Source organism: uncultured Photobacterium sp. (assembly GCF_947502415.1).
Taxonomy (GTDB): domain Bacteria; phylum Pseudomonadota; class Gammaproteobacteria; order Enterobacterales; family Vibrionaceae; genus Photobacterium.
Genome location: NZ_CANMZV010000006.1, coordinates 160,513 through 184,327, shown reverse-complemented (window position 1 = coordinate 184,327; position 23,815 = coordinate 160,513). Strand labels below are relative to the sequence as shown.

The window sequence follows — 23,815 nt, the reverse complement described above, 5'->3', positions numbered from 1 at the left end:
TCGTTGCAACCATGATTTCATCACATATCTAGGTGATTCTGTGGCCTTAATTTGTTGTCGGGGTATAGCAAATACAGTAGATGTCGACCTGCTTTACTCCGTGCCTTAGGAGTAATTTCGTCATTTCGGCCACTGTACTGCCTGTTGTCACGACGTCATCGACAATCGCCACATGCTCAGGTATCTGCTTTTCTTTAAGTATAAAAGCCCGGTGTAGGTTTCTCCGGCGTTCACGCTTGCTTAGCTGGCGCTGCATGGGGGTATAGCGAGCACGGCTGATGGCATTTGGCAGGCACAAGCTACCGGTGTCGGAGGCAATAGCTTGTGCCAGCAGTGTACTTTGATTAAAGCTGCGGTAGAGCCGGCGGAGAGGATGCAGCGGCACAGGAAGCAAAGCCGGAGCCGGGTGGGATATTTGCTTGGCGAGCAGGTGTCCTAGTGGTGCGGCCAGCCAGAATTTGCGGCGAAATTTAAGCTGGTGAACCAGCTGGCGTAGGGGAAAGTCATATTCTCCTAGACGATAGAACTGTTGCCAGGGAGGCGGTGATGGCAGGCAGCGGCCACACTGGGCTGTCGGTGTCAGGGTTGTACTGCCGCATCGGCTGCAGTAGGGTGGTTGGGGAAATTGGCTAAGGCAGTATTGGCACCAGAGCGTTTCACCAGGCTGCAATGGCAGGTGACATAGTTGGCATTGCTGGTTGGTCCATTGAAAGATTGATCTTAGCGATGAAGGGGATAACATCCTTGCCATCCTGTCGGGCTGCTACCAGCCTGTTCCGTGGTTAAAGAAGGAAGTGTAAATGACAGTCAAGCTACACTGGCAAACAGAAGGGCAAGGTTTGGATCTGGTTCTCATTCATGGCTGGGGAATGAATGGGGCTGTCTGGCAGCAGCTACTGCCGCTGTTGACGCCGCACTACCGAGTTCATTTGGTGGATCTGCCGGGTTATGGGCATAGCCGCGATGTGTCCGCTGATACTGTTGAACAAATGGCATATTTGTTGCTTGAAAAATCACCAGAGTCTGCAGTTTGGTTGGGCTGGTCCCTGGGGGGATTGGTGGCAACCCAGGCGGCGCTATTAGCACCAGAGCGGGTGAATAAACTGGTGACGGTTGCTAGCTCCCCGCGCTTTGCGGCTCACAACACATGGCGAGGTATTCAACCTCGGGTGCTGGACGATTTTCGCCGCCAGTTGGGTGAGGATTTCCAGCTGACAGTAGAGCGCTTTATGGCGCTACAGGCGATGGGTAGTCCGAGTGCTCGGCAGGATATTAAGCAACTTAAGCAGGCGGTATTATCACGCCCTCAACCTGCGCCGAAGGCGCTGGAAGTTGGGTTGAAGCTGTTGGCTGAGGTGGATTTACGCGAGTATTTGTCTGGGCTATCCCAGCCTTGGTTACGTTTGTACGGGCGCCTGGATGGGTTGGTGCCGGTGAAGATTGCCGCAGAACTGGATGCGTTGGTTCCCCAGTCGCAACGGCAAGTGTTTGCCGCGGCATCGCATGCACCGTTCATTTCCCACCCTGAGGAATTTGTAGAGGCGCTGCGGTCGTTTATCGAGCGGTCTTGATGAATACTTGTCATGTGTGGCGGGTTGGTAACATTCTATTAAACTTTTCGCGAGTGTTGCCGATACCTTGTTAAATGGAGTTGCTCTGTGACAGAGAGAGGCCATAATGACAGTAGGAAGTGTAGCGAGTACAAATGCTTATTCGCCAGCCACGCTCAAGGCGTCGGTTGCTGCTTCAGCTCAGGCTGCTGAAGGGATTCAGGTGGCAGATAAGTCCCAAACCGCGAAGGCCGGTGACAGTACGGTGTCGATCTCCGAGGAGGCGAAACTTATGCAGGTTGCCGATGCGGGCAAACATAACATAGAGGCTGATGAGGAGACGGCATTGGCAACGAAGAAGGCCGAGTCGTTTGCCTATGGCGCATTGGGGATGGATCATCCTGATGAAGTGCAGCAAAATACCGATGATTTCTATACTGCAGGGCAAGTTTTGTCAGCCCTGGGTACGGTGGCTACGGTGTTGCTCGCAATTGCCTGACCCATCAGCTGATGGCCGGAGAAGTGCATCAGCATGCTAGTTTCACCCATACAGGTTGGAGCGCCAACAGTAGCTCCTTCAGTGAACCCGCCAACCGAACAGGTTGCGCGGGATAATCGCGTGCGTGAAAAAATCGTCCCTCCGACCCAGACCACCGAATCCGCCCGGGAAAAACCGCTCAATAGCGAGGAAAAGCAGCTAAAGAAGCCGTCCTGGGATCCCAGCGAACACCCGGACTACACTGAACTGCCCGTGGCCGAGCAACAGTACGGCTACCAGGATGATCTGGAGCAGTTGGTGAAGGCTTTATCAGCTGATAGTTACATGAAAGATGTCAGTGAACTGGGGTATTCGATGCACATCAAGTTGCCCCGGGATTTGCTGGACGAGCTGGAAAAAATCAGTGATACCGAGCGTACCAAAGGTGTGATTGCCCATAAGTATGCGCAGTCAACGGTGCCCAACCCACCGACTGAATATTTGGTTGTTTCATAAGTGAAGCAGATTTAAAAGAGCCAGCAATGATTGCTGGCTCTTTGCTATTTATAGAAACATATTCTGTTTCTATTTCTTGGTTTTCGCGTTGGCAAAGGCTGTAGCAAAGGCACCACCCATTGCGCTGCTGTTTTGGTTTCCGCGGTTGTTGTTTTGGTTTCCGCGATTGCTATTACTGCGTGGCTGGCGTTGTTCTCTCGGCTGTTGGCGCTGACCTTGCGGTTTACGAGCGGACTTTTCTTGCCCCGGCTCGTCGCTTAGGCGCATCGACATACCGATCCGTTTACGTTGCAGATCGACTTCCATCACCTTTACCTTGACGATATCACCGGCCTTCACCACTTCGCGTGGGTCCGAGACAAATTTATCGGATAAGGCAGAGATATGAACCAGACCGTCCTGATGGACGCCGACATCGACAAAGGCACCGAAGTTGGTGACGTTGGTGATCACTCCTTCCAGTACCATACCCGGGTTCAGGTCTTTAACTTCATTGACCCCTTCGGCAAAGGTGGCGGTTTTGAACTCCGGACGCGGGTCGCGGCCCGGTTTGTCCAGCTCGCTGATGATATCGGTGACGGTCGGCAGGCCGAATTTCTCGTCGGTGTAATCAGCCGCTTTCAGGCCGCGCAGGAAGTCGCGGTTTCCGATAATTGCATCCAGGGCTTTGTCGTTGGCGGCAGCGATGTTTTTGACGACAGCGTAAGACTCCGGGTGAACAGCCGAGCTGTCTAGCGGGTTCTTGCCGCCCATGATACGCAGGAAGCCGGCACACTGCTCAAATGCCTTAGGGCCGAGGCGGGCGACTTTCTTCAGTGCGGTACGTGCTTCGAAGCGGCCGTTTTCGTCTCGGAAGTTGACGATGTTCTGCGCGATAGTGTTGTTAAGCCCAGCAACACGGGTCAGCAGGGCTGGTGAGGCAGTGTTGACATCGACGCCAACGGCGTTAACACAGTCTTCAACAACGGCATCCAGGCGTTTGGCCAGCATGCTTTGGCTGACATCGTGCTGGTATTGGCCAACCCCGATCGATTTCGGGTCAATCTTCACCAGTTCAGCCAGTGGATCTTGCAGTCGGCGGCCGATAGAGACGGCACCACGCAGTGATACGTCAAGGTTGGGGAATTCATTGGCGGCCAGCTCGGAAGCAGAATAAACCGAGGCTCCGGCTTCGCTCACCATCACGCTCTGGATCTTCAGATTGTTGTCTTTCAGCAGCGTAGCGACGAAGCTGTCTGTTTCACGGGATGCGGTGCCGTTACCGATCGCAATCAGGTTGACGTTATGCTTAGTGATCAGAGCCAGTACCGTGGCCTCCGATTGAGCAACCTGACGCTGTGGCTGGTGCGGGTAGATAGTTGCGGTATCTAGCAGTTTTCCGGTTTCGTCAACCACTGCGACTTTACAGCCGGTACGCAGGCCTGGGTCGAGGGCCAGAGTGACGCGCGGGCCGGCCGGTGCTGCCATTAGCAGATCTTTCAGGTTGTCGGCAAATACCTGCATTGCCCCGTCTTCAGCTTTTTCACGCAGCGCGCTCATCAGCTCAGTTTCCATGTGCATCAGGATTTTGATACGCCATGCCCAGCTGATCACCTGCTTGCGCCAGGTGTCGGCTGGCTGGGTGCCAAGGGCTACGCCGAAGTGGTCGGCAATCATCACTTCGCAGTAAGAGCCGCGTACCCCTTCTTCCTGCTGAGGATCGGCATTAAGAGAAAGTTGTAAGAAGCCTTCGTTACGGCCACGGAACAGGGCAAGAGCGCGGTGTGAAGGGATGTTTTTCAGGGGTTCGTTATATTCAAAGTAATCTTTGAACTTGGCGCCTTCCTGTTCTTTGCCTTCGACTAGGCGAGAAGTCAGCTCGGCGCTGCTTTGCAGGTGGCGGCGGATCTTATCCAGAAGCGCTGCATCTTCGGCAAAGCGTTCCATCAGTATTGCACGGGCGCCATCAAGGGCAGCCTTGTTATCAGTCACGCCTTTGTCGGTATCAATATATTGGGCGGCGATAGCTTCCGGATCGCTCTCCGGCTGGTTCCACAGGGTTTCTGCCAGCGGCTCCAGGCCTGCTTCGATCGCAATCTGCCCCTTGGTGCGGCGCTTCGGTTTATATGGCAGGTATAAATCTTCCAGGCGGGTTTTGCTGTCAGCGCTGTGGATTTCGGCCTGAAGTTCCGGTGTCAGTTTGCCTTGTTCGGTGATTGACTTGAGGATGACCTGGCGGCGGTCATCCAGCTCGCGCAGGTAACCGAGGCGGGATTCAAGGTTACGAAGCTGGGTATCGTCCAGTCCGCTGGTCACTTCCTTTCGGTAGCGGGCAATAAAGGGAACGGTGTTACCGTCATCAAGTAGCGTTACAGCTGCCTTGACTTGCTCTTCGCGTACCGCTAGTTCTTTGGCAATCGTCTGATTGATAGCGTTGCTCATCCGTTGGTATCTCTTGGTTGTCGTTAACCCGCCCATTCTACGGCGGATTAGGCTACGAACAATACTGAACGTTATAAACCTTGTTCCTTCGCCATTTTTATTGCCATTTGGGGTGCATTCCAAAGTGATGGCAGCAAGATTAATGAAACAGGAACAGCGGTGATGACGATAAAGGACTGGAGTGCCGAAACACCGCCTGAGCCAAGGGAGATGAGGATGATTGCCGTGATTCCCATCATTACCCCCCAAAAGACCCGAATAATGGCATTGGGCTCGGTATCACCGCTGACCACAACGCTGATGGTGTAGGTCATCGAGTCACCCGTGGTTACGATGAAGATGGTGGTCAGGAACAAAAACAGAATAGAGATCAGCATTGGCATTGGCAGTTGCTGGGTAATTGCAAGCAGTGCCCCGGGTAAGTTAAACCCTTCAAAAGCCTTACTGACAGAGCCCGGTTCGGCAATTTCAAAGGCAACCCCAGATCCCCCGACGACCGTAAACCAGAAGCAGGTAATAAACGGTGCCGCAATACTGACTGCCATCACCAGTTGGCGAATGGTGCGGCCACGCGAGATACGGGCAATAAAAATTGCCATCATCGGCCCGTAGCCAAGAAACCAACCCCAGAAAAAAACGGTCCACCAGCTTAGCCAATTTTCATCACCACGGTAAGTGGCCATTGGGATGAAGTTGTCCAGCATGGTGCCAACACCTTGTAGGTAGCTGTTGACGAGAAAGCTCGTCGGGCCGAAGACTAAGATATATATCATTAAGCCAACCGCGAGGATTACGTTATAACGGCTGAGGATCTGAATACCGCGGTTTAACCCGCTTAATGCCGAAATGGTATAGATAGCAATCGCAAAAAGGACAACGGCAAATTGCGTGGCAAAGCCGTCTGGGATACCAAATAATGCGTTGAGGGCAAAGCTGATTTGCAAACCAAGGAAGCCAATAGGGCCTATTGTACCGGCAGCAACCGCGATGATGCAGCAGGCATCAATGAATGCGCCGGTTAAGCCGTTAAGTGCGCGTTCACCCAGTATCGGATAAAGCAGAGTACGTGGCTGCAATGGTAAGCCTTTATCATAATGGAGATGCATTAATACGATGGAGGTTAAGCTGCCGAGGATTGCCCAGGCCAGGAACCCCCAGTGCATGAATGATTGCGATAGGGCATTAACTGCGCCTTGCTGTAGGTTTTCCTGCGCACCATATAGTGGTGGTGGGTTGACAAAATGCGCGATTGGCTCAGCGGCAGCCCAGAACACGCCTCCCCCTGCCAGCAGGGTGCAAAGAATAATGGCCATCCAGCGAAAGCCGTCAATTTCGGGTCTGTCCAGCGCGCCAAGTCTGACATGCCCGGTTCTGCCTGCGGCTAAGATCAGGCTGATCAGAAAAGTAAGCAGTAGCAGCAGCTGCCAGTATGGACCAAATATTTTAACTGCCCAGGAGAACCCTGAACTGACGATAGATGACAGGAGGACATTGTCGTACAGAGCCATTACGACAAATAACGCAATAAAACCGCCGCTCATCCACAGTGCCGGGTTATCCAGTCCCAGCTTTTTGCTGGTCGATTGCTGTATCGGTGTATGTTCTGCTTTCACAATGTTCGTTAAGTCAGACATGTCATGTCTCCAAACGTTATCGGATTTGCATTCGCATAAACGTAATGGTTTTTGACCTGTGACCGTTACGCATCCAGTTCATCACTGCGGGCAAACAACAAGGGATAAACCTGAATTAAGGATAGCGAAGATGATGTGTTTTTCATTGCTGGTGGCAGATGGAGGGGAGGCCGGGCTTATCAGCCCGGGTAAACCATTAACAGGCTGAAAGCGCTTAGTTGTATTTGATACTGTTGACGAACCAAAGTTTTTTCCCTTGCGGTGTCATTACTTCGGCTTCTTCATCGACTTCTTTTTTCAGTAGTGCCCGTGCCATTGGCGAGTCGATAGAGATATAGTCGTTGCGGCCGTAGATTTCGTCTGGGCCGACAATGCGGAAGGATTTGGTTTCGCCGTCTTCGTTTTCGATTTCGACCCAGGCACCGAAGAAGACTTTTCCGTCTTGCTGTGGTGAGTAGTCCACTACCTGAACTTGTTCCAGGCGCTTGCGCAGGTATCTGACCCGGCGGTCGATTTCGCGCAGGCGTTTTTTGTTGTATTGGTAATCTGCGTTCTCACTGCGATCGCCCAGGCTGGCTGCCCAGGTTACTTTCTTGGTAACTTCCGGGCGTTCTTCTTTCCATAGGAAATCAAGTTCGTTTTTGAGCTTGTTGTAGCCCTCGCGCGTAATTAAGTTGGTCTTCATTTTTCTTATCCAGCTTCCTAATGCCTGCCAAATAGTCTAACGGTTTGTCGGTGGCGTCAATCTTACCCGTTGAAAATAGTGTGGCTAAGAATAAAAGGTGAAGGGTGAATTATCATTTTTTCAGAACGATTCTAATTCTGTGGGTGATAGGAGAGGCTATTTCGCCCTTAACCCAGCGATAGCTGTGGGCCTGGAACGAAATAGCTTCGGGTAAGCCGTTAAAGGCAAGGATTAAACTAGTAGTTAAATTTGTTTAGTTTTGCTTCAACGTCACTGGTTTGCGTCAACATCCCTTGTGCTTCCTGGCTGGATGTCTCTGCGGCTTGGGCGGCTTTGGCGGTGAGCTCGGTAATTGTGCTGATGTTGCGGTTGATGTCTTCAGTTACCTGATGCTGCTCTTCTGCTGCAGTGGCAATCTGACACACCATTTCCTGAATCGCCGATGTCGTCGCCATGAGTGCTTCCAGTTCCATGACTGCTGTTTTCGTGCTTTCGATACTGTTTTGGCTAAAGGCCCGGCCATTCGAGATAGTATCAACGGTTAGCTTGATCTGGCTTTGGAAGCGGTCGATCATTTGCTGGATTTCTTCTGTTGAGCTCTGGGTTTTGGAAGCCAGCTGACGCACCTCGTCGGCTACTACGGCAAATCCACGGCCATGCTCACCGGCACGGGCCGCTTCAATTGCCGCGTTCAAGGCCAGCAAGTTTGTTTGATCAGAAATACTGCGAATCACTTCCAGGATACTGCTGATCTGGTGGCTCTGGGTCTCCAGATCTGCAATGGTCGCCGTGGAGTTTTCCATGACTTCACCTAGCTGGTTGATCATGCTGGCGCTATTATTTACGACATTGCCGCAACGGGTAATGGCCTGGTTTGCTTCTTCTACCGAGCTGGCCGTGTTGGCGACATTATTGGCAACTTCACTGGCGGTACAGGCCATTTCATTAATGGCGGTGGCGACTTGTTCCAACTCCAGGCGCTGTTGCTGTACATCCTGATGTGAAGTTTCGGCAATATCGGCGGAGTGGTTTGCCGCTTGTTTTAACCTGTCGACGGAGCCTGCGATATCGCGGATCATACTTTGCAGCGAGGCCATCAGGATATTGAGCCCGGACGTGAGTTCTCCGGTTTCGTCTTTCCTGGTGACATCCAGCCGGAAGGTCAGGTCACCGCCTGCCTGGCTGAGCCGCTGCACAATCTGAACCACTTGTTGGATCGGGGTGGAAATACGCCTGGCCAGGATGTAAAGCACAGTCAGCGCCGCGATAGAGATCAGCAAACCGGCAATAACCTGGCTGTTCAGGAACTCGTCGAACGAGGAGTCCAGATCGCTCTGCAATTGGTTTATCTCACTGAGCTGTTCTGCTTTCGGTACTGAGATCCATAGCATCCATGGTGTGTTTGTATTACCTACCCGGATCGGTGTTGCCAGGCTGGAATACTCGTCGGTCGATAGCCATAGCTGGTTGCCAGCCTGAAACTGTGAGCGATATTGAGCCCAGTCGGGAAGGATACCGCCCAGTGGCGAGACAGGATCGGTATCAGCCGCAACAACACCACGGTGGGTGATAATGCTGATACGAGCGTTCGGACCAAACTTTTCTTGCTGGAGTTTCAGAGCCAGTTCGTTGATAAAGTTGACCGATAAGTCGATACCCAGCATACCGATGGTGCGGCCATTGGCCTTGATCGGAGTGACAAGGTTAGCCATGAGTACCTGTTTACCCTGTACATTGTATGCCCAAGGGTCGATCAGGCAGCTGCGGCCGGTTTCAACCGGGCAGAGGTACCACTCACTGACACGCGTCCCGGTTTTGGTTCTGTCTTGGATATAAAAGCGATCAGTGTCAACGGATGACGGTTTGAGCTGGCTGTCACTACTGCGGGTCCAGTACACATTGAACTGGCCTTTTCCGTCAATGGTTTCGTAGCTATCGTCTTTGCCATCCCAGGCGTTGGGTTCAAAGGCGATATAGGCACCCAGGAACTGCTGGTTACCGGCCAGCAGGTCATGCACCATCAGTGACAGTGCTTCCCGGCTAACCTTATTCTGCCCGTCCTGGTTGCTCGCCATGCCGGAGATAACGCTTGCCATGGCCTCAATAGAGTTCATCGCAACGGACAGCTGGTTCTCGATCTGGCCTGAATGGAACTTGCTGGTTTCTTCCAGTAGCTGGCTGAGCGTGCTATCTGCAAATGAATAGGTTTTGTCAGACACCATATCTTCCAGCTGGCTGGAGTATTTGAGGCCGACAAAAAGGACCGCCATTAGCGAGATAAACAGGCACGTTGCCGCGCCTATAATGATTTGATGACGTATAGATTTGAGTGAAATCATAAGCTCTTTCCGGCTTTGACGAGATCAGCTGCGCCCTTAGCCATAATTTTGTGCATTACCGTTGTTGGGTGCAGACCATCCCAGAACAGGTTGTGGTTAGGCTGAGCAATCACTTCACCGGTTGCATAGCTGAAGGCTTCACCGGTTACGTCCGTGATAGTGACTGCCAGCTCTTTATCGTGGTACTGACCGTTGGTTTTCACTTCGTGGCTCACCTTGCTAAACAAGGCAAACGTATCAAAGTAGAAGATTTCAACCTCAGGATGGGTTGCTGCCAGATTATCTAAACCTGCTTTCAGGGCGTGGTTGTGTGACAGGATGAACTGGGTGGTTTTTTTCTGCTGACCGGCAAACCATGGGGCATCGGCGAAGTTTGGAATGTTAGCGGCCAGGATCTGTTTTGCACCGGCATCAATTAAGGTTTTCACATCGGCAAGGGCATAGCTTGCGGCCTTGTCGCCGGTCTGGTTGAGATCGCCGAACAGGGTGAACCACAGGTTGTTGGTTCCGCTCATGTAGCTGACCAGCTCATTGCCAGTGAACTGACCTTTGTTGGCGATACGCTGTTGGATTTGCTCTCCGCTGTTGGTTAGCACGTCTAGGCCAGATTCAGCGGTGAAGCCTTGAGAGGCGTCAATGTCGATGAAGTTACCCAGGCCGGACATTGCGCCGCCGACAGCCCAGTTGGAACCTGGCTGAGCTTGGTCGTGGTAACGGTAGGTAATAATTTTGCCAGCTTGGTCTTTTAAGACTACCTGGCTGGTAATTTCACCATGAGCTCGGCTTGGTGCTGGTTTAGCAAGAAAGCCTGCCAGATATTCAGTCCATACCGGTCCATTACTGAAGCGGCCATCGAAGTTAGGCTTGGCAGCGCGAATGCCGATTTTTCCTGAGGTGGTCTGGTTCATACCAACGGTGATCATATGTTTGTTGCCGATATCAGACAGGCTGTCACCGAAGTTTGAGATGGTGTTGAAATCTGCAGCGTGAGAGCAAAGAGGCATGATAGCCAGAAGTGTTGTTAGTGTGATTTTTTTCATGGTGTAATTCTTGATTCGTGTAACTAAGCAGAGAACATTTGCATGGTGTTAGTTACGAATGTATGTTTTGACAGGATATAAAATTTCTATGCAATCATGATTTATTTAAATCGATTCACTGCAAGTAATTGTTCATAGTGATTATATGGAATGACTTATTGTTATCAAATTTATCAGCATGGGGTGTTTTATATACCTGATGAATGGGACGAACATGACTCATCTTGTGAAAATGAGTGGCGAAACTGATAGTTAGGCCATGTCTTTTTCGTTGTGCTTTGCGGACATAATACGTAACAATTTATTCCTCGGATGGCAGGGTATCTGCGAGACGGTTTGGGTAACATATCATCGAATGCGCGAAGGTGATTTTCGTTGTGAGAATGATGCAGGTAGGTAATGATGCAGGAAAACTTTAAGATTCTGGTTGTTGATGATGACATGCGTCTACGCGCGCTGTTGGAGCGCTATCTGTCGGAGCAGGGCTTTCAGGTTCGCAGTGTGGCGAACGGTGAGCAGATGGACCGTTTATTAGCCCGTGAAACCTTTCACTTAATGGTGCTGGACTTGATGTTACCGGGCGAGGACGGCTTGTCGATTTGCCGCCGCTTACGTAATGCCAATAATATGTTGCCGATCTTGATGCTGACAGCCAAAGGGGACGAAGTGGACCGGATTGTTGGTCTGGAAGTTGGTGCCGATGATTATTTGCCGAAGCCTTTCAACCCACGAGAATTGCTGGCCAGGATCCGTGCCGTGCTGCGCCGCCAGACTATTGAGGCGCCGGGCGCGCCGAGTGTGGAAAGTAAGATGATTGAGTTTGGTGACTTCCGACTGAACCTGGGAACCCGTGAGATGTTCCGTGGTGATGAGGCAATGCCGCTGACTTCAGGTGAATTTGCGGTGCTTAAAGCGCTGGTGACAAATGCTCGTGAACCGATGTCGCGTGACAAGCTGATGAATATGGCCCGAGGCCGTGAGTATTCAGCAATGGAGCGTTCGATAGATGTGCAGATCTCCCGCCTGCGCCGGATGATTGAGGAAGATCCAAGTCGTCCACGCTATATTCAGACCGTATGGGGGTTGGGCTACGTTTTTGTCCCTGACGGCAGCGAAGCTTAATCCATGAGGCAAGTATGATGCGGATATTCCCGCGCAGTACATTCACCCGTACCCTTATTCTGCTGGCTGGCTTGTTGATAGCCAGCCAGATTTTTTCTTACCTGGCTGTGCTCAATTATGCCTTGTTACCAAGTTTGCAGCAGTTCAACCGGATTCTGGCTTATGAAGTCCGGCTGATGCTGAAAGAAGATGTTGAGCTGGCTGATGGTGAAACCTTCCACCTGGATACACCGGTAAGGCGCCGTTTGTTGGAGCAGCTGGGTGTGACCTTGCACCCCGACAGCATCCCTCAGAACCAGGAGTACTTGCAGGCTACGGAAATTGAATACCTCAGTGAGGAAATGACACGAGCCCTGGAGACGCCGACAAAAGTCAGTTTGGTGCTGGGGGCTGACAGCTATGTCCTGTGGATGAAGTGCGAGGCGATGCCCGGCTTTTTAATGCGGATCCCACTGTCGGAGTTGCAAGAGGATGATTTTGCACCGTTGTTCCAGTATAGCCTGGTGATTGCATTGATGGTGATTGCTGGTGGTTGGTTGTTCATCCGGATCCAGAATCGGCCTTTGGTGGCATTGGAGAAAGCGGCCTTGCTGGTTGCCCGGGGGGAAACGCCGCCGCACCTGCCTGAGAAGGGGGCGTCGGAAATTCGCGCCGTAACCAAATCGTTCAATCGAATGTCAGAGGGTATCAAGCAGCTTGAAGAAGATCGGGCGCTGCTTTTGGCCGGGGTGAGCCATGATTTGCGTACGCCGTTGACTCGGATCCGATTGGCTACCGAAATGATGTCACCGGATGATAGTTACCTGGCCGAGAGCATGATCAATGACACCGAGGAGTGTAATGAGATCATTAGCCAGTTTATGGACTACCTGAAATCGACTAAAAAGCAGGAAGAGGAAGCCCTCAACCTGAACAGCCTGCTGCAGGAGGTTGCCGAGACTGAAGGTGGTTATGAGCACGAGATTGAGCTGGCTCTTGATGACATTCCCCGTGTGGTGCATGTCAATGGCGTGGCGATTAAACGTTCGGTTGCGAATTTGGTGACCAATGCCCTCCGTTACGGTAACGGTTGGGTGAGGATTGCCAGCGGTGTGACCGCCGATCGTAAGACAGCCTGGTACTGTGTTGAGGATGACGGGCCGGGTATTGAGCCGGAGCAGGTGACTAAGATGTTTCAGCCGCTGACCCGGGGAGATACTGCGCGGGGCTGTGAGTCGGAAGGGACCGGCCTTGGCCTGGCGATTGTTAAGCGGATCATCGACCAGCATGAAGGTACGATTTCGGTGACTAACCGCCATGCCGGGGGGCTGAAAGTACAGGTTAACTTGCCGTTGGACGCCGGTAAGAAGCATTAATCTTCTAGAATTCGTCTACATAAAAAGAAAAAGCGAGAGTCACTGTGACTCTCGCTTTTTTGTTTTTATCTGTTTCGCTTCTCGTTTTTATTTTTTCTCTTCCGGCAATACCAGGTTCAGGATAATCGCCGTGATCCCGCCAGCCGCCATGCCTGAAGACAGAATGCTTTTGATCCACTCCGGCATGAACTGAAGGATTTCCGGTTTCTGGGCAATCCCGAGGCCCATTGAGAAAGAGAGTGCCATGATCAGGATGGCGCGGCGGTCGAGGTTGCATCGAGAGATGATCCGTACGCCGGATGCGGCAATGGTACCGAACATTACGATTGTAGCACCACCGAGTACTGGCTCCGGGATCAGCTGGACGAGGTTAGCAACGCCAGGGAACAGGCCGAGTAAGAGCAGCATCCCGGCAACAAAGTAGCCGATATAGCGGCTGGCAACACCGGTGAGTTGAATAATTCCGTTGTTCTGGCTGAAGGTAGAATTTGGGAAGCTGTTCAGTACTGCTGCCATGGCGGAGTTGATGCCATCGGCCAGTACACCGCCTTTGATTCGCTTCATATATACCGGGCCGGCAACCGGCTGCTCGGAGGTTTCAGAAGTTGCGGTAATGTCGCCAATGGCTTCTAGAGAGGTAATAGCAAATACAATCACCAGTGGGATCAGCAGTGACCATTCAAACCCTAGCCCGTATTGCATTGGTTGCGGGATAGCGATGAGTTCAGATTGGCTCATGCGTGATGTATCCACCAGATCGGTCAGCCAGGCGAGCAGGGTGCCAGCAGCCATAGCAACCACAATCGAGGAGACGCGCAGGTATGGGTTTTTAACCCGGTTCAGCAATACGATTAGGCTGAGTACCGTGCCGGCCAACATCAGGTTATCCAGGCTGCCGAACGTACCGTTTTTAATTGCGGCATAACCGCCTCCCATTGACGTCAGGCCGATTTGGATCAGGGTCAGGCCGATTAAGGTGACTACAATACCGGACACCAGCGGAGTGATGATGCGCTGGGCATGTTGCAGTACTCGGGAAATCAGAACTTCGGTTAAGGAGGCGACTAAAATGGTGCCGAAGATGGCGGCCATCATGGTCGGGATATCAGCACCACCGGCTTTAAGGGAAAGCCCTGCACCGATGATCGGGCCGAGGAAGTTGAAACTGGTACCTTGGATAGAAAGCAAACCGGAACCCATAGGGCCGATGGTACGGATTTGGATTAAGGAGGCGATGCCCGAGGCAAACAGAGACATGCTGACAATGGTGTTGGTATCGCCGGCCGGTACACCCAGCGTCTGGCAGATGATCTGCGAGGGGGTGACGACGGCGACGAACATAGCCAGCAGGTGCTGGACAGCGGCAAACAGGGTTTGCGGCAACGGCGGGCGATCATCAAGGCGGTAGATCAGATCGGATTTAACAGGTGTCTCTATTTCTCTGTGTTGGCGAGTCATGGCCATTTTTTCCTTGGTGTATCTCTGTGATCCTGACCAGTACGCTGAATGGGTAGCGGTCCGTGACGGCTGGATAGCTCTGTGATTGCTGTTACTCAGATCCAGTCCGGCACCGGGAGAGATGGGTGTGGATGAAATTTGTGCGCTATTGTAATTATCTATCGGCAAATGGCAAACGTTTGCGTGCTTTAGTGAGGATTATTTCCTGTTATAAGGAAAAAAGTGCCGGAATGGCTGAAAAGATAAAGAAATGACTGGGTGTGTTATTCGCTCTTGGCTGCCGGGATCACAATTTATAGTGAGCCTGCCTGCCAAGCGATTGCCTATCGTGAAAAAGTTACTTTTTTGTTACTTCTGGCTGAAATGTTCTCCAGACTAGGCGTTGGAGTAATTTTCACGCTGGCCTAGCCAGCGATCGATAATTGCTTTGGCGTTGTCCGGGTAGCGACTGTGGATATAGCGTGCCAGTTTCTGCACCTGGGGGATCAGATGCTGGTCACGTACCAGATCGGCAACCTTGAATTCGGCGATACCGGTTTGTTTGGTTCCGAGTAGCTCACCAGGGCCACGGATTTCCAGATCGCGTTGAGCGATGACGAAACCATCACTGCTTTCGCGCAGAACCCCGAGGCGTTTCTGGGCGGTTTTCGACAGCGGAGCGTGGTAAAGCAATACGCAGTGGCTGGCAACGCTGCCCCGGCCAACACGGCCACGAAGCTGGTGGAGCTGGGCCAGACCCAGGCGTTCCGGGTTTTCAATGATCATCAGGCTGGCGTTGGGCACATCTACCCCAACTTCTATCACGGTGGTGGCAACCAGAAGGTGAAGTTCACCTTCTTTGAAGCGCTGCATCACGGCCTGTTTTTCTGCCGGTTTCATCCGCCCGTGCACCAGCCCGATTTTCAGCTCCGGCAACTGGGCAGTCAGCTCATCGGCCGTATCTGAGGCGGCCTGGGCTTCCAGGACTTCAGATTCATCAATCAGGGTGCAGACCCAGTAAGCCTGACGACCTTCGTTAAGGCAGGCAGAGCGGATCCGCTGGATAATCTCAGCCCGACGTGAGTCCGGCAGGGCGACGGTTTGGATCGGTGTCCGGCCCGGCGGCAGCTCGTCAATGACTGAGGTTTCGAGATCGGCATAGGCTGTCATGGCCAGGGTTCTCGGGATCGGGGTGGCAGTCATGATCAGTTGGTGCGGGTAGCGGCCGTTGTTGGCACCTTTTTCCCGCAGCTCCAGGCGTTGGTGGACACCGAAACGGTGCTGTTCGTCGATGATGACCAAAGCCAGATTGTTGAACACCACTTGTTCCTGGAACAGGGCATGGGTGCCGACCACCATTTTTGCCTCACCGCTTTCAATCCGCGCGAGTTCGCTATCGCGGGCTTTGCCCTTGAGCTTGCCGGCCAGCCAGCCGACTTGGATTTCCATCGGCTCCAGCCAGTTGGCAAAGTTGATCGCATGCTGCTCGGCCAGCAGCTCGGTCGGTGCCATCAGCGCGACTTGGTAGCCATGCTCAATGGCCCGCAGGGCGGCGAGGGCGGCGACCAGGGTTTTGCCTGAGCCTACATCTCCTTGCACCAGGCGCATCATTGGTTGTGGCCGGATAAGATCGGCTTCGATATCGGCCACGACCCGTTGTTGAGCGCCTGTCGGGCTGAACGGCAGGCTGGCGAGTAGCTGTTGTTTCAGGGTATCACTTGGCGGTAGCGGCCAGGCATCGTGTTGCTGACTTTTATTACGGACGGCAAGCATCGAGAGGTTTTGTGCCAGCAGCTCTTCGAGGATTAATCGCTGTTGCGCCGGGTGCTTACCTTCTTCGAGCTGGTCGAGTGAGACATCCGGAGTTGGGCGGTGCATGATGTGCAGAGCCTGGGCTAAGGTCATCTGGCGGTCATACAGTCCATCGGGCAGCAGTTCGCTGACGGCTGCTTTGTCGAGCAGGCGCAGGGCCTGATCGGTCAGGTTGCGCAGGGTTAGCTGGCGCAGGCCGTCAGTTGTCGGGTAGACCGGGGTCAGGGTTTCTTCTACGCTGAGGTCGGTTGGCTCGGAAAAGACTTTGTAGTCTGGGTGGATGATTTCCAGCCCGTACTTGCCCCGCTTTATCTCACCGTAGGCTTTGACTTGTTTGCCCTCGCTCAGGCTGTTTTTCATCGCCGCATTGAAGTTGAAGAAGCGCAGGGTTGCAGAGCCGGTCGGGTCGCTGATTTTGACGGTCAGCATCCGGCGCTTGCCGAAGCTGATACTACTGCTCAGGACTTCACCTTGAACGGTCAGGTGCTGGCCGGGCATGACATTGCCCAATGGCCAGATACGGGTGCGGTCCTCATAGCGGAGGGGAAGGTGGAACAGCAGATCCTGAACCGTATGCAGGCCAATTTTCTCCAGCTTTTCAGCCATCTTGGCCCCAACGCCGGCCAGTTCGGTCAGGGCTATGGTATCAAGTAGTTGTCCGCTCATTGCTGTTCCTGGTCTCGCTATTATTTGGTTTTTTTCTTGGGCTCGGTCGCCTGCATGATGCTCCACCATTCGTCATCGGCAGCAATCTGGCCCTGTTCATCCAGCGGCGGGTAAGGCAGCCCTTTGCGACGGGCAACTTTGGCCAGTACCGGATGGCCGCGCTCGAACAGAATACGCTGTACTACATCGTCCGGAAGCAGGGTCTTTTCTTGCTCGTACATACCGGCAAGCTGGCGCTGACGCTGGGCCTCATAGAGGATCAGCGCACTGGCTACCGAGACATTCAGAGACTGTACCATACCGACCATCGGAATAATGATGTCCTGATCGGCTAAGGCCAAGGCTTCAGGGGTGATCCCATTTTTTTCTCCGCCAAGAATAATGGCGGTCGGTTTGGTGTAATCCACTTCACGAAAATCAATCGCGGTGTCGGACAAGTTGGTTGCCAGTACCTGCATTCCCTGGGCTTTGAGTGTACTGACGGCATTAACCATGGTGTCATGGGTTTCCAGTTCAACCCAGTTACGAGCGCCTGCAGAGGTATGGCTCAGAACGCGCATGCCATCTTTGGGCCAGACGGCATGAACTTTATGCACGCCTACGGCATCGGCGGTGCGGATGATGGCAGAGACATTGTTGGGTTTATGCACTTCTTCCATGCACACCGTCAGATCCGGCTGGCGGGTGGCCAATACCGACTGAATACGTTGAAAACGATCAGGAGTCATAATGTTGTCTGTCTTTCTATCATAAAGAAAACGCCCGTAGACGGGCGTTTCGGTTCGTTGCAGGAGCAAGGCCGTAAGCCCTGTTCTTGCTTGTTAGTTCTTCCGGCGAGAGACTCGCACCACATTCGGCATGACCCGGATACGGCGCATAATGCCAGCCAGGTGGATACGCCCTTTGGTCGTCAGTCGTACCGTGATGGTGTACAGGCGGCCATCTTTTTCTTCCGTCGCCAGTCCCTGGATATTGGAACCGGTTGCGGCGATGGTATTGGTCAGATCGGCCAGTGCACCCTGGTGGTTCAGCATATCGACCTTCAGGTTGGTCACGAATTCCTGCTCGAAATCCTCGCTCCACTCTACCGCCATGTATTTATCCGGCTCTCGCTGGTAGCCACGGATATTGGCACACTCTTCACGGTGGATCACCAGACCTTTACCTGGGCTGATATGGGCCATGATTGGGTCACCATGAATAGGGTGACAGCAGTTGGCAAAGGTCAGCTGGATACCGTCGGCACCGCGGATAGCCAGACGGCGATCCGTTTCTCGTTCGGTAAGCTCGTCGGCATTACCCAGCAGTCGACGGGCAATTACGACACTCATCAACTTGCCAAGGCCAATCTCAACCAGCAAATCATCCAGCGTCTCGAGGCGTAGATCAGTGAGTACCTGCTCGAGGTTGTCTGTATCGATCTGGTCGAGATTCAGTTCACCCAGCGCATGGTTGAGCAGACGGCGGCCAAGGTTGAGTGATTCTTCGCGGCGCATGGTTTTCAGTACCTGGCGGATTTTGGTCCGGGCACGGGATGTCACAACATAGTTGAGCCAGGCGGCATTCGGGCGTGCGCCCGGTGCACTGATAATGTCGATGGTCTGGCCGTTTTTCAGCGGCTTGCTCAGCGGATAAGGCTGTCGCTCTACCCGGGCGCCGACACAAGCGTTGCCGACATCAGTATGAACGGCGTAGGCAAAGTCGACCGCTGTTGCCCCGACAGGCAATTCGACAATACGGCCTTTCGGCGTGAAGACGTAAATTTCATCCGGGAACAGATCAGACTTAACATTCTCGATGAATTCGAATGAGCTACCGGCACTTTGCTGCAGTTCCAACAGGCTCTGCATCCAGCGTTGGGCTTTAACCTGTGCGGTGGTGCCGCTGCTTTCACCGTCTTTGTATGTCCAGTGTGCCGCTACGCCCTTGTCGGCCATCTGGTCCATATCCTCGGTACGGATCTGAACTTCCACCGGAACCCCGTGCGGGCCGACCAGTGATGTGTGCAGCGACTGGTAGCCATTGGCTTTCGGAATGGCGATATAGTCTTTCATCCGGCTCGGGCGGGGCTTATACAGGTTGTGGACCTGGCCCAGAACGCGATAGCAGGTATCCAGATCATTAACCAGTACGCGGAAGGCGTAGATATCCATGATCGAGTGGAAGCGCTGCTCTTTGTTCTTCATCTTATTGTAGATGGAGTACAGGTTCTTCTCGCGGCCCAGTACGGCGCCGTTGATCCCCGCATCGTCGAGGCGACCCTCGATTTCTGCGTGGATCTTATTAATCATTTCTTTGCGATTGCCTCGCGCTGCGGCCACGACTTGCTTCAGTACCCGGTAGCGGTTGGGATACAGCGCTTCAAAGCCGAGCTCTTCCAGTTCGGTTTTGATGTTGTGGATACCGAGGCGATGGGCCAGGGGAGAGAATATCTCCAGGGTCTCGCGGGCAATGCGGCGGCGTTTGTCCGGACGCAGGGCACCTAAGGTGCGCATGTTGTGCGTACGGTCGGCCAGTTTGATCAGAATAACGCGGATATCATGGGCCATCGCCATGATCATCTTGCGGAAGTTCTCTGCTTGCGCTTCTTTGCGGTCGCGGAACTTCAGCTTATCCAGCTTCGATACCCCGTCGACCAATTCGGCTACCGTCGCGCCAAAGCGGCTGGCGAGATCGTCTTTGGTGACCTCGGTATCTTCGATAACGTCATGGAGGAGGGCTGCCATCAGCGTCTCGTAGTCGAGGCGCATTTCCGCAAGGATGCGGGCTACGGCAATCGGGTGGATAATGTATGGTTCGCCGCTGGAGCGGGTCTGCCCTTCATGGGCATCTCGCGCAACAAGATATGCCTGCCTGAGGGCCTCAATTTGGGGCTCAGGCAGGTATTCGGTTGCGACTTCTTTCAGGCTATCAAAAAGATACAATTCGCCCGGTTCCCTGAATTAACGGTGGTCGCCTGCAATAGCGCTAACAGCTGCTAGCTCTGCTGCTTCTTGCTCTTGAAGTTCCTGACGCTCACGAGCATCCAGGATATCTTTAGTGATAAGGCCTTCTTCGATTTCACGAAGCGCGATCACTGTGTACTTGTCGTTTTCTTCCGGAACCAGTGGATCCTTGCCGCCAGTTTGCATCTGACGCGCGCGGCGTGAAGCAATTTGGATGAGATCGAAACGGTTGCCAATTTTATCAACAGCGTCTTGAACGGTTACGCGTGCCATGGAGGACTCCAGTGGTTAATTAACAAATAAGGGGAAAATTGTACAAAATTGTTTATTCTTCTGCCAGTAGGCAGTCAAGCATATTAGCATGCTTATCGGCTTGTTTTACCTGTTTCAGGCGTTCGGCACGAAGAATCGCCTTCATATCCATAACGGCTGTGTCGAAATCATCATTGACAACGACGTAATCATATTCATTGTAATGGGAAATTTCTGAGCGTGCTTCCGACATACGTTTGGCAATGATTTCTTCGCTGTCCTGGCCGCGGGCGTTCAGGCGACGCTCTAACTCAGGACGAGATGGCGGAAGAATAAAGATACTACGAGCTTCCGGCATCTGTTTACGGATTTGTTGTGCACCCTGCCAGTCGATATCGAGGAAAACATCGATACCTTTTTCCAGGTTTTCTTCAATCCATGGTCGAGAGGTGCCGTAGTAGTTACCGAATACTTCGGCGTACTCTAAAAATGCACCATCATCAATTAGGTGTTTGAAGTCTTCCACTGAGACAAAGTTGTAGTGCACACCGTTTTCTTCCCCAGGACGCATGTTACGGGTGGTATGAGATACCGAAACTTTCATTGCGTATGTCGGGTTTTTTTCCAGCAATGCTGAAATTAAGCTCGATTTACCGGCGCCGCTTGGCGCAGAAACGATATACAGGGTGCCTTTGCTCATAGTGTTGTTCATCAAGTGGAAGAAGGTCGCGCAGGGTATCATGAACTGCGTGAAAAATGAATTAGCTGACTGATGAAAAATTCAACTTGGCTGGTTATCAGGCATCAATTATCACAGTAATTGATAACATTTATATTATGTGCTGTCAGATGGTGCGAACTGTTTTTTTCGTTTTTAAGTGAAGCAATCCGCATCTGGATGTAATAGCTAATTTTATCTTTTGGTATTGTTTGGGAACTTACTGATATTTAAGGTTTATGTATTGGTCTGTATTCATACTACTTTGTAGCATTTTTCATTCAAAAGTTACTTTGGTGAATGAAATATGATTTTTAATCCTGCACGTTTAAAGTTATTACATGAACAACTAAGACAGAATCACCAAACGGCTTTTGTTTTGTCTGAGGAGCAAGTGGTAGAGCTCGCGAAAAATAAAGGGGTACCTCTAGCTAAGTTGTTGGGAGGTAATGCCGCGACAGCATTAGATTTGAAAACATTAACTAAGTTAGTTCGCGAACTTGGCTTTACCGGTAGAATTATTCAAAAGAGAGTATCAGGAAAAACATATATCATATTTAAAGGATATCCGGGATTGCGAAGTATATTTATGGGGACTCGCTATCTTGCAACAAATGGTAAGGTCATGGATATGGCTATAGGAACTACTGCCCTGAAAAACTCGGCTCTTAGCGGTTTCCGTCTAACTTTGTTTTTCACGGTTCCTCTAGTTGTAGTTGAACATTTGTTTAAAGATAAGGTATTGCTTCCATATTTTCAGCTGCCGCAGGAGTTGCTATGGGGTCAATAACAACGGTTGCAGCGGCACCGTTGGCTATAGCTATTTTTGTTGGTTTAGCAGCTAGTTGGGCTTTAGATAAACTGGATGGACATTATGGGCTGACTCAACGCTTGGCTGCAGTATTGAGAGAGTTTGACAATGCCACATTAGGGACATTACGTAGAGGAATGTGGCAAATAGAAAAAACGCTCCGTTGGCAGATACTTAATGGTAAATCTGTTGGTAAAGGGGTTTATTACTAATGAAGAAGTATTACTCTTGCTTTGTGGCCGTAGCCTTAATGATCTTTTCTATCAGTGATTCCTTTGCATCACAGGGAACGAGTGTTGGGTGTGCATTGGTCAATGAGGGGTACCTTTCACAGGTCTCAGTATTCACTCCGCTTGAGCCTGTTTTGCTTTCTACTTCACCACAACCCAGCTTGTATAACGTTTACACCCATTCAAATTTAGATATAAGTCTTTCCAATACAGTCGTTGTGACGCCGTCGCTGCAAAAACCGTTCATTTCTTCGTTTGAAGTGGTTGTTGAAACTGATGGCCGTAAGGTTTTAGTCAGAAGCTCGGTAAGAAAAAGTGCCTCAGAAGGAATGTCTGCTCACTTGAGTTTAATGCGGGGAAATAACTTACTGGTTATCAGCTGTGACTCATTTTGAATTTTGGTATTGGCTTTTATTGTTAACAAAGAAAGCCCCAGCATTGCTGAGGCTTTGGCATTTTATTCAATATTCTGGATCTGCTCGTAGGGTGTTGGGTAAGAAGTTAGTGCTGGTGGGTGTTGAGAGCTGCTGATGTGGCCTGAAATCAATTTGTGTCATCACTTGTGTCATCGTTTGGTTGATTTCAGTGGGCACAAGTTTATGTTCTTGCTACAACTAAAAGGGTATCGTTTCGAGTTGTGGTAGACGTATAACGTCTCATTGGCAAGCTTGGCTGACCAATCCTATCTGATGCAGCGGAGTCGAATAAACTTGGTTTGATGTGAGTCATCGCACTTCAGCTGATAGATGAAAACGATGATTTCATGTATCATTTGACGGGAATACTACTAAATTCAACTAGACTTTTATCATGGCCAGTTCAACTCAAATTAAAGCGCTGATGCAGTCGCATATCGACAAAGATGACGATAGGTTTTTATCTATCGCGCTTCAGGTCGCGGCTCATGAAGCTCGAAATGGTCATGGGAAGCTTGCACAAGAGCTAAAGCAGCTCGTTGATAAAGCAAAGAAGAACAGTGCGAAGAATCTTCCTGTATCAATTGCAAATAGCGTTAAAGATTCTTCAGGCTTGCTTACCACCAGTCATCCCAAATTACGATTTTCTGATTTGATTGTATCTTCAGCGGTAAAAGAGCGGCTGAAGAGGTTAGTTAAAGAGCAAAAGCATCTTACGACCCTGAAAAATCATGGCTTATCACCACGTAGAAAACTCCTGTTAGCGGGGCTGCCTGGAACAGGAAAAACCTATACCGCTTCAGTATTAGCGGGTGAGTTAGACTTTCCGTTATTTGAAGTTCGTTTAGATGCTGTTATCACCAAATATTTAGGTGAATCCTCGGCCAAATTACGCCAAGTTTTTGATACTATTCGTGAAATTAGAGGTGTTTATTTCTTTGATGAGTTTGATGCTCTTGGCTCACACCGTGTCTCCAGCAATGATGTGGGGGAAGCACGTCGCATTCTAAACAGTTTTTTACAGATGATTGAGCAGGATGACTCTAACAGTGTGATTGTATGTGCGACGAATCATATTGAAGCTCTAGATCATGCTTTGTTTAGACGCTTTGATGATGTCATCAGATATCAGCTTCCATCCGAAGAGGAAATAATTCAGTTGTTCAAATCTCGACTTCAAGGATATGTGGCTAGAAACTTTTCTTGGAAAAAGCTTCCGGCAATCTCGGAAGGGCTTAGTAACGCTGAAATCACTCTTGCAGCTAACGACGCAATCAAGGAAATGCTGATCCACGAGCACAACTCAATTACCATCTCAATGCTTCAACATGCAATTGAAGACAGAAAAAGTATTAGCCAACACTTTATGGAGTAAGTAAGGATACTGA

Annotated in this window: 20 protein-coding genes and 1 pseudogene; 9 read left to right on the top strand and 12 right to left on the bottom strand. The window is 51.3% G+C overall.

Going from position 1 to position 23,815, the window contains the following annotated elements; all coding sequences use genetic code 11:
- Window positions 1-46: 46 nt before the first annotated feature.
- Window positions 47-742: a ComF family protein gene (locus tag Q0852_RS08825; RefSeq protein WP_299017208.1), complete on the bottom strand. Its 696-nt coding sequence runs from the start codon at window positions 740-742 to the stop codon at window positions 47-49.
- 58 nt (window positions 743-800) lie between these two features.
- Here Q0852_RS08825 and bioH point away from each other — a divergent pair, with 58 nt between their 5' ends.
- The 3 genes from bioH (at window position 801) to Q0852_RS08810 (ending at window position 2,544) form a co-directional block, all read left to right on the top strand.
- A complete protein-coding gene (bioH, locus tag Q0852_RS08820) occupies window positions 801-1,571 on the top strand; it encodes a pimeloyl-ACP methyl ester esterase BioH (protein ID WP_299017206.1) in 771 nt (256 codons plus the stop codon).
- Between the two features lie 106 nt (window positions 1,572-1,677).
- On the top strand, window positions 1,678-2,049 hold the full coding sequence (locus Q0852_RS08815) for a hypothetical protein (protein ID WP_299017203.1): 372 nt from the start codon (window positions 1,678-1,680) through the stop codon (window positions 2,047-2,049).
- A gap of 33 nt (window positions 2,050-2,082) precedes the next feature.
- Window positions 2,083-2,544 (top strand): ATP-dependent Lon protease, encoded by a 462-nt coding sequence (locus Q0852_RS08810; RefSeq protein WP_299017200.1) that lies wholly within the window; start codon window positions 2,083-2,085, stop codon window positions 2,542-2,544.
- Window positions 2,545-2,613: 69 nt separating this feature from the next.
- Here Q0852_RS08810 and Q0852_RS08805 read toward each other — a convergent pair whose 3' ends face one another.
- From Q0852_RS08805 to Q0852_RS08785, 5 genes and pseudogenes are all read right to left on the bottom strand, one after another.
- Entirely contained in the window at window positions 2,614-4,965 is a 2,352-nt protein-coding gene (locus Q0852_RS08805; protein ID WP_299017197.1) for a Tex family protein, read from the bottom strand.
- A gap of 71 nt (window positions 4,966-5,036) precedes the next feature.
- A pseudogene (locus Q0852_RS08800) lies at window positions 5,037-6,551 on the bottom strand (BCCT family transporter); the annotation flags it as partial.
- A 262-nt stretch (window positions 6,552-6,813) separates the two neighbouring features.
- Complete coding sequence (gene greB, locus Q0852_RS08795) at window positions 6,814-7,284, bottom strand: transcription elongation factor GreB (RefSeq protein WP_299017192.1); 471 nt, start codon at window positions 7,282-7,284, stop codon at window positions 6,814-6,816.
- 236 nt (window positions 7,285-7,520) lie between these two features.
- A complete protein-coding gene (locus tag Q0852_RS08790) occupies window positions 7,521-9,623 on the bottom strand; it encodes a methyl-accepting chemotaxis protein (RefSeq protein WP_299017190.1) in 2,103 nt (700 codons plus the stop codon).
- Window positions 9,620-10,663: an SGNH/GDSL hydrolase family protein gene (locus Q0852_RS08785; RefSeq protein WP_299017187.1), complete on the bottom strand. Its 1,044-nt coding sequence runs from the start codon at window positions 10,661-10,663 to the stop codon at window positions 9,620-9,622. Before Q0852_RS08785 ends, Q0852_RS08790 begins: the two co-directional genes overlap by 4 nt.
- Before the next feature lie 399 nt (window positions 10,664-11,062).
- Between Q0852_RS08785 and ompR the strand changes: the two genes are divergently transcribed.
- On the top strand, window positions 11,063-11,785 hold the full coding sequence (ompR, locus tag Q0852_RS08780; RefSeq protein WP_299017184.1) for a two-component system response regulator OmpR: 723 nt from the start codon (window positions 11,063-11,065) through the stop codon (window positions 11,783-11,785).
- A 17-nt stretch (window positions 11,786-11,802) separates the two neighbouring features.
- Window positions 11,803-13,140: a two-component system sensor histidine kinase EnvZ gene (envZ, locus tag Q0852_RS08775; RefSeq protein WP_299017397.1), complete on the top strand. Its 1,338-nt coding sequence runs from the start codon at window positions 11,803-11,805 to the stop codon at window positions 13,138-13,140.
- Window positions 13,141-13,227: 87 nt separating this feature from the next.
- Here envZ and Q0852_RS08770 read toward each other — a convergent pair whose 3' ends face one another.
- The 6 genes from Q0852_RS08770 to gmk form a co-directional block, all read right to left on the bottom strand.
- A complete protein-coding gene (locus Q0852_RS08770) occupies window positions 13,228-14,598 on the bottom strand; it encodes a uracil-xanthine permease family protein (protein WP_299017181.1) in 1,371 nt (456 codons plus the stop codon).
- Between the two features lie 375 nt (window positions 14,599-14,973).
- Window positions 14,974-17,055: an ATP-dependent DNA helicase RecG gene (gene recG, locus Q0852_RS08765; RefSeq protein ID WP_299017178.1), complete on the bottom strand. Its 2,082-nt coding sequence runs from the start codon at window positions 17,053-17,055 to the stop codon at window positions 14,974-14,976.
- 20 nt (window positions 17,056-17,075) lie between these two features.
- Window positions 17,076-17,783 (bottom strand): tRNA (guanosine(18)-2'-O)-methyltransferase TrmH, encoded by a 708-nt coding sequence (gene trmH / locus Q0852_RS08760; protein ID WP_299017175.1) that lies wholly within the window; start codon window positions 17,781-17,783, stop codon window positions 17,076-17,078.
- A 93-nt stretch (window positions 17,784-17,876) separates the two neighbouring features.
- Window positions 17,877-19,979, bottom strand: coding sequence for a bifunctional GTP diphosphokinase/guanosine-3',5'-bis pyrophosphate 3'-pyrophosphohydrolase (spoT, locus tag Q0852_RS08755; protein ID WP_299017173.1), 2,103 nt, complete (start codon window positions 19,977-19,979; stop codon window positions 17,877-17,879).
- An 18-nt stretch (window positions 19,980-19,997) separates the two neighbouring features.
- Window positions 19,998-20,273, bottom strand: a complete 276-nt coding sequence (gene rpoZ, locus Q0852_RS08750) for a DNA-directed RNA polymerase subunit omega (RefSeq protein WP_036821454.1) — start codon at window positions 20,271-20,273, stop codon at window positions 19,998-20,000.
- A 52-nt stretch (window positions 20,274-20,325) separates the two neighbouring features.
- Complete coding sequence (gene gmk / locus Q0852_RS08745) at window positions 20,326-20,952, bottom strand: guanylate kinase (protein ID WP_299017168.1); 627 nt, start codon at window positions 20,950-20,952, stop codon at window positions 20,326-20,328.
- A gap of 325 nt (window positions 20,953-21,277) precedes the next feature.
- Between gmk and Q0852_RS08740 the strand changes: the two genes are divergently transcribed.
- The 4 genes from Q0852_RS08740 to Q0852_RS08725 all read left to right on the top strand — a co-directional run bounded on the left by Q0852_RS08740 (window position 21,278) and on the right by Q0852_RS08725 (window position 23,802).
- Window positions 21,278-21,760, top strand: a complete 483-nt coding sequence (locus Q0852_RS08740) for a hypothetical protein (protein ID WP_299017165.1) — start codon at window positions 21,278-21,280, stop codon at window positions 21,758-21,760.
- Window positions 21,748-21,993, top strand: coding sequence for a hypothetical protein (locus Q0852_RS08735; RefSeq protein ID WP_299017162.1), 246 nt, complete (start codon window positions 21,748-21,750; stop codon window positions 21,991-21,993). The genes Q0852_RS08740 and Q0852_RS08735 overlap by 13 nt, the downstream gene beginning before the upstream one ends.
- Window positions 21,993-22,406 (top strand): hypothetical protein, encoded by a 414-nt coding sequence (locus Q0852_RS08730; protein ID WP_299017159.1) that lies wholly within the window; start codon window positions 21,993-21,995, stop codon window positions 22,404-22,406. Before Q0852_RS08735 ends, Q0852_RS08730 begins: the two co-directional genes overlap by 1 nt.
- Before the next feature lie 415 nt (window positions 22,407-22,821).
- On the top strand, window positions 22,822-23,802 hold the full coding sequence (locus Q0852_RS08725; protein WP_299017156.1) for an AAA family ATPase: 981 nt from the start codon (window positions 22,822-22,824) through the stop codon (window positions 23,800-23,802).
- Window positions 23,803-23,815 lie beyond the last annotated feature (13 nt).

Bases quoted from the DNA above. Each gene is read 5' to 3' on its own strand.
- Q0852_RS08825 (WP_299017208.1), bottom strand. From the start codon at position 742: ATGTTATCCCCTTCATCGCTAAGATCAATCTTTCAATGGACCAACCAG.
- bioH (WP_299017206.1), top strand. From the start codon at position 801: ATGACAGTCAAGCTACACTGGCAAACAGAAGGGCAAGGTTTGGATCTG.
- Q0852_RS08815 (WP_299017203.1), top strand. From the start codon at position 1,678: ATGACAGTAGGAAGTGTAGCGAGTACAAATGCTTATTCGCCAGCCACG.
- Q0852_RS08810 (WP_299017200.1), top strand. From the start codon at position 2,083: ATGCTAGTTTCACCCATACAGGTTGGAGCGCCAACAGTAGCTCCTTCA.
- Q0852_RS08805 (WP_299017197.1), bottom strand. From the start codon at position 4,965: ATGAGCAACGCTATCAATCAGACGATTGCCAAAGAACTAGCGGTACGC.
- greB (WP_299017192.1), bottom strand. From the start codon at position 7,284: ATGAAGACCAACTTAATTACGCGCGAGGGCTACAACAAGCTCAAAAAC.
- Q0852_RS08790 (WP_299017190.1), bottom strand. From the start codon at position 9,623: ATGATTTCACTCAAATCTATACGTCATCAAATCATTATAGGCGCGGCA.
- Q0852_RS08785 (WP_299017187.1), bottom strand. From the start codon at position 10,663: ATGAAAAAAATCACACTAACAACACTTCTGGCTATCATGCCTCTTTGC.
- ompR (WP_299017184.1), top strand. From the start codon at position 11,063: ATGATGCAGGAAAACTTTAAGATTCTGGTTGTTGATGATGACATGCGT.
- envZ (WP_299017397.1), top strand. From the start codon at position 11,803: ATGCGGATATTCCCGCGCAGTACATTCACCCGTACCCTTATTCTGCTG.
- Q0852_RS08770 (WP_299017181.1), bottom strand. From the start codon at position 14,598: ATGACTCGCCAACACAGAGAAATAGAGACACCTGTTAAATCCGATCTG.
- recG (WP_299017178.1), bottom strand. From the start codon at position 17,055: ATGAGCGGACAACTACTTGATACCATAGCCCTGACCGAACTGGCCGGC.
- trmH (WP_299017175.1), bottom strand. From the start codon at position 17,783: ATGACTCCTGATCGTTTTCAACGTATTCAGTCGGTATTGGCCACCCGC.
- rpoZ (WP_036821454.1), bottom strand. From the start codon at position 20,273: ATGGCACGCGTAACCGTTCAAGACGCTGTTGATAAAATTGGCAACCGT.
- gmk (WP_299017168.1), bottom strand. From the start codon at position 20,952: ATGAGCAAAGGCACCCTGTATATCGTTTCTGCGCCAAGCGGCGCCGGT.
- Q0852_RS08740 (WP_299017165.1), top strand. From the start codon at position 21,278: ATGATTTTTAATCCTGCACGTTTAAAGTTATTACATGAACAACTAAGA.
- Q0852_RS08735 (WP_299017162.1), top strand. From the start codon at position 21,748: ATGGGGTCAATAACAACGGTTGCAGCGGCACCGTTGGCTATAGCTATT.
- Q0852_RS08730 (WP_299017159.1), top strand. From the start codon at position 21,993: ATGAAGAAGTATTACTCTTGCTTTGTGGCCGTAGCCTTAATGATCTTT.
- Q0852_RS08725 (WP_299017156.1), top strand. From the start codon at position 22,822: ATGGCCAGTTCAACTCAAATTAAAGCGCTGATGCAGTCGCATATCGAC.